At 60.5% G+C, this 6,909-nt stretch carries 6 protein-coding genes and 2 pseudogenes; 5 read left to right on the top strand and 3 right to left on the bottom strand.

The features are described from left to right. The 4 genes and pseudogenes from C9413_RS25280 to C9413_RS25295 form a co-directional block, all read left to right on the top strand. Positions 1-666: alpha/beta hydrolase (locus C9413_RS25280; protein ID WP_170251057.1), on the top strand; the 666-nt coding region annotated here is incomplete at its 5' end. 14 nt (positions 667-680) lie between these two features. Next, positions 681-1,631, top strand: coding sequence for a DMT family transporter (locus tag C9413_RS25285; RefSeq protein ID WP_039845376.1), 951 nt, complete (start codon positions 681-683; stop codon positions 1,629-1,631). 18 nt (positions 1,632-1,649) lie between these two features. Next, positions 1,650-2,864: a CaiB/BaiF CoA-transferase family protein gene (locus tag C9413_RS25290; RefSeq protein WP_039845377.1), complete on the top strand. Its 1,215-nt coding sequence runs from the start codon at positions 1,650-1,652 to the stop codon at positions 2,862-2,864. Then, positions 2,861-4,509 (top strand): annotated as a pseudogene (locus tag C9413_RS25295) (thiamine pyrophosphate-binding protein). The gene C9413_RS25290 and the pseudogene C9413_RS25295 overlap by 4 nt, the downstream one beginning before the upstream one ends. Before the next feature lie 40 nt (positions 4,510-4,549). Here the strand turns inward: C9413_RS25295 and C9413_RS25300 are convergent. From C9413_RS25300 to C9413_RS25310, 3 genes are all read right to left on the bottom strand, one after another. After that, on the bottom strand, positions 4,550-4,894 hold the full coding sequence (locus C9413_RS25300; RefSeq protein ID WP_170251058.1) for a RidA family protein: 345 nt from the start codon (positions 4,892-4,894) through the stop codon (positions 4,550-4,552). A 56-nt stretch (positions 4,895-4,950) separates the two neighbouring features. Next, complete coding sequence (locus C9413_RS25305; RefSeq protein WP_039845380.1) at positions 4,951-5,289, bottom strand: TIGR01244 family sulfur transferase; 339 nt, start codon at positions 5,287-5,289, stop codon at positions 4,951-4,953. Positions 5,290-5,360: 71 nt separating this feature from the next. Then, the gene (locus C9413_RS25310) at positions 5,361-6,197 is read right to left on the bottom strand and encodes a DUF4432 family protein (protein ID WP_039845381.1); all 837 of its coding nucleotides are present in this window, start codon (positions 6,195-6,197) and stop codon (positions 5,361-5,363) included. 245 nt (positions 6,198-6,442) lie between these two features. Between C9413_RS25310 and C9413_RS25315 the strand changes: the two are divergent. Further along, positions 6,443-6,909, top strand: a pseudogene (locus C9413_RS25315) (hypothetical protein); the annotation flags it as partial.

Here is a 6,909-nt window from a genome sequence, read left to right on the forward strand (position 1 = left end):
GCCGATATGGTGGCCATGCGGGACTATGCGGCAGGGTTCCATCCGAACCTTCCAGTGATCCTCTTCGGCCACTCCAGGGGCGGGCTGATCGCGCTCAACGCTGCAGTAACCCTTCCGGAAAAATTCGATGCCGTCGCCGTATGGAATTCGAATTTCGCTGTCGGTCTGACAGGCCGGGCCGCGCAAGCCATCCTGCTTGCCGAGAAGGCCCTGAAAGGTTCCGACGTTCCGAGCGGCATGCTGCCGAAGCTTACCTTCGACACCTGGGGCAAATCCATCCCCGGCCACCGGACGGAATTTGACTGGCTCTCCCGCGATCCGGCCGAAGTCGACAAATATATCGCCGATCCGCTCTGCGGCTTCGATGCTTCCGTTTCGCTGTGGCTCGATATATTCGAACTCACCTTTCGCGCGCCGCAGAAGCGGCATCTCGACAGGCTGAAAAGGAACCTGCCAATCCACCTCGTCGGCGGCGGAAAAGATCCAGCGACCGATTTCGGAAAAGCGATGATATGGCTGTCAAACCATTTGAAACGGCATGGTTTCTCCCGTATCACGACCGAAATATATCAGGATAAACGGCACGAGACGCTGAACGAGATCGGAGCCGAAGCGGCGATTTCGGCCTTTGCCGATTGGTGCGATGAAGCAACCGCAAGACCCTGACGAGCGGACCGGAAATGAATAGCGCAATAACGAAGAATAGATCCTCCGAAATCAGCATGGGCCTGATGCTCATGTTTATTTCGGTGCTCGTATCGCCTCTGATCGATATCTTCTCCAAGCTTGCCATCACGACGGTTCCGTCTGCGGAGATTACCGCTGCACGCTTTGCCATACAGGCTCTCTGCATGCTTCCGATCGTTATCTGGCGCAAGAAACTGACAGATTCGTCATGGAGGCAGAGCCTCTTCCACGCGATCCGCGGTGCCATCATCACCATTTCGATGATCTCGTTCGTCAGCACGCTGAAATACATGGCGGTTGCAGATGCGATCGCGATCTTCTTCGTCGAACCCATCATCCTCACCATCCTGAGCAGCCTATTTCTCGGCGAAACGATCGGCTGGCGGCGCTACACAGCCTGCGGCGTCGGTTTCCTCGGCGCGATACTGGTCATTCAGCCGAGCTTCCAGGAAGTCGGCTACGTTGCGCTGCTGCCGGTCGTCAGCGCAGTCTGCATCGCCATCTCTGCAATGATGAACAGGGCCCTGGCGCAGCGCGAGGACCCGTGGGTGATGCAGTTTCACATGGGCTTGTGGGGTCTGCTCTTTTGCGGTGTCCTGCTTTTCTTCGCCCGTGGAAGCGGCTCGGATGTGTTCGAACCGGTAATGCCAACCATGATAGGTCTCGTCTGGCTCCTCGGCGTCGGCGTAACGGCCGCGATCGCCAGCATCCTCGGCGTCTATGCCTATCGCTCCGCACCCGCCTCCACCTTGGCGCCGCTGCAATATTTCGAGATCGTCTCAGCCACGATCTTTGCATGGCTGGTCTTTGGTGATTTTCCCGACGCCATCAAATGGCTGGGCATTCTCATCATCATCGCATCCGGACTTTACATCATCTGGCGCGAGCGCCGCTTTGCATCCAAACCCGTATCCGATACATCTGAGGCAACGCGGGCACCATGATCCGTTCTCGGGAGGAACATGACGGACAGTCGTAAGAAACCGCCGCTAGCCGGCATCAGGGTGATCGAGCTCGCCCGCGTCCTGGCGGGCCCCTGGGCCGGGCAGATGTTGGCCGATCTCGGCGCAGACGTCATCAAGGTCGAAAATCCGGACGGCGGCGACGATACGCGCCAATGGGGGCCCCCTTTCGTCGAGGGCGGCGACGGCGAAAACCTTTCTGCTGCCTATTATCACTGCGCCAATCGCAACAAGCGCTCTGTCACGGCCGATTTGAAGACCGAGGAAGGCCAGTCGCTGGTGCGACGGCTCGCGGCAACGGCCGATGTCCTGATCGAGAATTTCAAGCTCGGCGGCCTCGTCAAGTACGGCCTCGACTACGAGAGCTTGCGCAAGGTCAATCCGAAGCTCGTCTACTGCTCCATCACCGGCTTCGGCCAGTCTGGCCCCTATGCCAGCCTGGCGGGCTATGACTATATCGTCCAGGGCATGTCCGGCTTCATGTCGATCACCGGCGAGCCGGATCGCCAGCCGATGAAAGCAGGTGTCGCCATCGCCGATATCTTCACCGGCATCTATGCCGTGGCGGCGATCGAGGCAGCTCTCATCCATGCGCTGAAAACCGGTGAAGGACAGCTTGTCGATATGGCGCTGCTCGACGTGCAATCCGCCGTGCTCGCCAATCAAAACATGAACTACCTGGTCTCCGGCCGTGCGCCGGCGCGGCTTGGTAATGCCCATCCGAATATCTCTCCTTATGAGGTCGTGCCGAGCGCGGACGGTTACCTGATCCTTGCCGTCGGCAATGACAACCAGTTCCGGCGTCTCTGCACGATCCTCGGCCTCGATGGCATCGCCGGCGACGAGCGTTTTTCGACCAACAAGGCCCGCGTCGCCAACCGCGACGAGGTGCGCCGAATGATCTCGACCGAAACATTGAAATGGCAGAAAGCCGACTTGCTGAAAGCCTGCGAAGAAAATGCCGTGCCAGCCGGCGCGATCAACACGATCGAGGAGATGTTCGCCGATCCGCAGATAAAGGCGCGCGGACTGCGCATCGATCTGCCGGATGGGGCAGGAAACGTGATCCCCGGCGTGAGGACGCCGGTCGTGCTCTCTAAAACGCCCCTGCGCTACGAGAGGCCAGGCCCTCGGCTGGGCGAGCATCAGGAAGAGGTCCTGGCTGAGCTCGAGGCATTGGAGCGCGCCGAACGGGAGGGGAAATCCGCACTATGAAGAAGACCGGCGGCGAGCTGATAGTCGAAGCGCTGAAGGCAAACGGGGTCAAGCGACTTTCCTGCGTGCCCGGGGAAAGCTTCCTCGCCGTGCTGGACGCGCTTTATGACACCGATATCGAAGTGATCGTCTGCCGGCAGGAAGGCGGTGCCGCGATGATGGCCGATTGCTGGGGCCGGCTCACCGGCGAACCTGGCATCTGCATGGTTACCCGCGGGCCTGGCGCCACCAACGCCACGGCGGGCCTGCATATCGCCAGGCAGGATTCGATCCCGATGATCCTCTTCATCGGTCAGGTCCAGCGCGATGCCCGCGAGCGCGAGGCCTTCCAGGAGGTCGAGTTCCGCCGCGCGCTGACCGAATATGCAAAATGGGTCGGCGAAATCGACGATGCGACGCGCATTCCCGAATTCGTGACCCGCGCCTTTGCCATTGCCACCTCCGGCAGACCCGGGCCTGTCGTGCTGTCACTGCCCGAGGACATGTTGCGCGACGAAGTGGACGCGCCACGCGCGATGCCTTATGCCCGCGTTTCCGCTCATCCCGGGCGCCGTCAGGTCGACGATTTCTACATGCGGCTGCTGAAGGCCGAACGGCCGATGGTCATACTCGGCGGCACACGCTGGGATGCAGATGCGGTTGCCGATTTCCGCGTCTTTGCCGAACGCTTCAGGCTGCCGGTCGGCTGTTCCTTCCGCCGCCAAATGCTCTTCGATCACCTTAGCCCGGGCTATGCCGGTGATGTCGGCATCGGCATCAATCCGGTGCTGGCCAAGGAGATCAAGGAGAGCGATTTGCTCATCCTGCTCGGCGCCCGGATGTCGGAAATGCCGTCGTCAGGCTATACGCTGGTCAACGTCCCCTACCCGGCGCAATCGCTCGTCCACATCTATCCCGACCCGTCCGAACTTGGCCGCATCTACCGTCCGGACCTTGCGATCTGCGCATCGCCGCAGGATTTCGTCGCCGCCCTTTGCGATCTCCAAGCGCCTGCCGAACCGCGCTGGGCGGAACGGACGCAGCATATGCACCAAGCCTATCTTGCCTGGTCGAAGCCGCCGCAAACAGGCCCCGGCGCCGTTCACATGGGACCGATCATGGAATGGATCGAGCACAACACGAAGGCCGACACGATCTTCACCAATGGTGCCGGCAACTATGCCACCTGGCTGCACCGCTTCCATCGCTTCCGGCAGTTCAATACACAAGCGGCCCCCACATCCGGCTCGATGGGTTACGGCCTGCCGGCTGCCGTGGCCGCCAAGCGGCTTTTTCCGGAGCGCGAAGTCATTTGCTTTGCCGGCGACGGCTGCTTCCTGATGCACGGGCAGGAATTCGCCACCGCCGTCCGCTACGACCTTTCAATTATTTCCCTCGTCATCAACAACGGCATCTACGGCACGATCCGCATGCATCAGGAACGTGACTATCCCGGCCGTGTCAGCGGTACGGATCTCCCCAAGCCAGATTTCGCCGCCCTTATGGCGGCCATGGTGAAACAGTGGAGAAAACCGAAGCGTGCGCGCCTGCTTTTGAGCGGGCCCGCGCCAGCGGCAAGCCTTCGATCATCGAGGTGAAGCTCGATCCCGAGGCGATCACGCCGACACGCACGCTTACCGAAATCGCGCAAACAAAAAGCCGGTGAGCGAACCCACCGGCTTTGAAACTGGCAAATGGCGCCGATCTTAGTCGACTGCGGCGATGACGATGAACTCGACCTTGTACTTCGGTGCGGCGAGCTTGGCCTCGCTGGTGGCGCGTGCCGGCGTGTTCTTCGGGTCGACCCAGGCTTCCCCGGCCTCCTGCAATTCCGCAAAGTAGGAAATGTCGGAGAGATAGATCAGAGTCTGCAGAATCTTCGACTTGCTGGAACCTGCAGCGGCAAGCAGGCGATCGACTTCGGCAAGCGCCGAATTGCACTGATCGGTCACACTCTCGCCTTCGCCGACCTGGCCGGCGAGATAGACGGTGTTGCCGTGGATGACCGCGCCGCTCATGCGGGCGCCGACGTCGATACGCTTGATGCTCATGATGTTCTCCTGAGTTTTATGAAATAAAGGGCACGGCCGAAAGCCGCGCCAAAAGATCAGCCGCGAATATGATGGGTCTTCTGATAGATCGCGGTAGAGCGTGCGCCGGAACGGCAATAGCCGAGCATCGGGCGCGGAAATTCGTCGAGTGCGTCGACCATGCCTTGCACGGCTTCTTCCGTCACGCCCATCGAGCCGACGGGCACATGCGCGATGTCGAGGCCGAGTTCCTTGGCGCGGACTTCGATCACCGAAAACGGCGTCTGGTCCGGGCTTTCCTGGTCCGGACGATGGCAGACGATCGACTTGAAGCCCATCGCCTTGATCTGATCGAGATCTTCCAGCGTGATCTGGCCGGATACCGAATATTCGTCGTCGATCTGGCGGATGTCCATCGCGCGTTCCTCCTGATAATCAATGGCAGAAGCTCTACGATGCGGGACCGGAAGCGTCAACAACAGTTCGCTCAGAGGAAGGCGAAGCGAAGCGCATAGCTGCGGCTCTCGCCCGGCTGCAGCATGTTGAACTCGCCTGCTTGAAGCTCGCGACGCGAGACCCAGCGATGCGAAACCGGTTCGATGCCAAAAACGTCCGCCGGCGTCTTCTGGTTCCGCCAGACCTGCAGGTGCGGCAGCGTATCCGCGCGGAAACGCACGCAAAGCGTCTTTTCGCCCGCGGCTTTCATCGGACCGAGCCGGACTTCGGCAAAGCCATCCGTCACGGCCGGGGCCCCGACGCAAAAGAGGCCGCCAAGCTCTTCGCCGAAGGTCCATGGAAAACCACCGCCTTCGAGCATCTTCCCTTCCAGCCGCGTGCCCGCATCGAGCCATTTTCCGCCGATATTCATGTGGTACATCAAGAAGGTAGGCACCACCTGATCGCTGGTGTTGACGACCCTGTCGTCAAGCGAGACCTCCCCCGTCGCGCCGTCGATGCGCCAAAGCCGTTCGATCCGCTGCGGCAATCCTTCGACGGTAACGATATCGATGTGGGCGCAGCACTCGGCATTGCCGTTTTCGAATTTGGTCCAGACAACCTTGGCCGGATGACCGCAGGCCGAACCGTGCAGCGGGTAGACCTTGCCATCCGTCCGCCCCGGGATCGGCTCGCGATGGCGGATATGATCGGGACCGCAGGTGAAGAGAAAGCCTTCGAGCGAGTGGTCGATACGCGGATCGCCGTCGTCAGGGATGGCGCGCTTCGGCGCGATATCGACGCCGTCGACGATGCATCCGCCGATATCCATCACCGACGTTTCGTCCAGCATCAGGCGCGGCCCCTTGGCGGCGGCAAATTCGATCATTGCAATTCCTCCCGATCTTAAAGCTGCCGTAGGGTTAGGATCCGTCCGCGCATTCGTCAATCGCGGCAAACCTGTTGCGCACAACCGGCGATGCGCCATGGAACCCGCTTGCCAAACCAAACGTTTTGCCTCAGGCAGAAAGCACGATAATTTTCATCTTTTGTTTAGTACGAATTCATAAATTCCACACTAGCGTCAAAATTCGCAGGTGTGTGTCGGCCAAATCACTGTTCGAGGTGTAAGACGTGAATCGCTTTTTGAAATCGGGGATGTCCCTCGCCGCTGTCGTGCTGGCCCTTGCCGCTGCCGCACCGGTTGCCGACGCGCAGCAGTACGGCCGCCGCCAGCGCGATGTCGTGATGGTGACGCCTGACGGGGCGATCATCGATTACATTCCGCCGGGCGCCGACGTCTATTATTCGCGGGATCGCAACGGCAACCGGGTCCTGCTCGATGGTTACGGCAACGTCGTCGCGACGGAAATGCGCAGCAGCGGCTATTATCCGCGCCCGCCTGCCCGCGAAGCCCATAACAATGACCCCTACTACCCGGACAACAGCTACGGCAGCACGCGTTATGTGGAGCGCGGCGCCGTGACCGGCTCGATCCCGCGCGATGCGGAAATCCAGCGCGATCCACTTTACGATCAGCCCTATCCGGATGCCAACGGAGAAAGCTACCCGCAGAACGAGGACTATGCGTCGATCGAACC

The sequence above is a fragment of the Rhizobium sp. SEMIA 4085 genome, assembly GCF_013004495.1.
Taxonomy (GTDB): Bacteria; Pseudomonadota; Alphaproteobacteria; order Rhizobiales; family Rhizobiaceae; genus Rhizobium; species Rhizobium gallicum.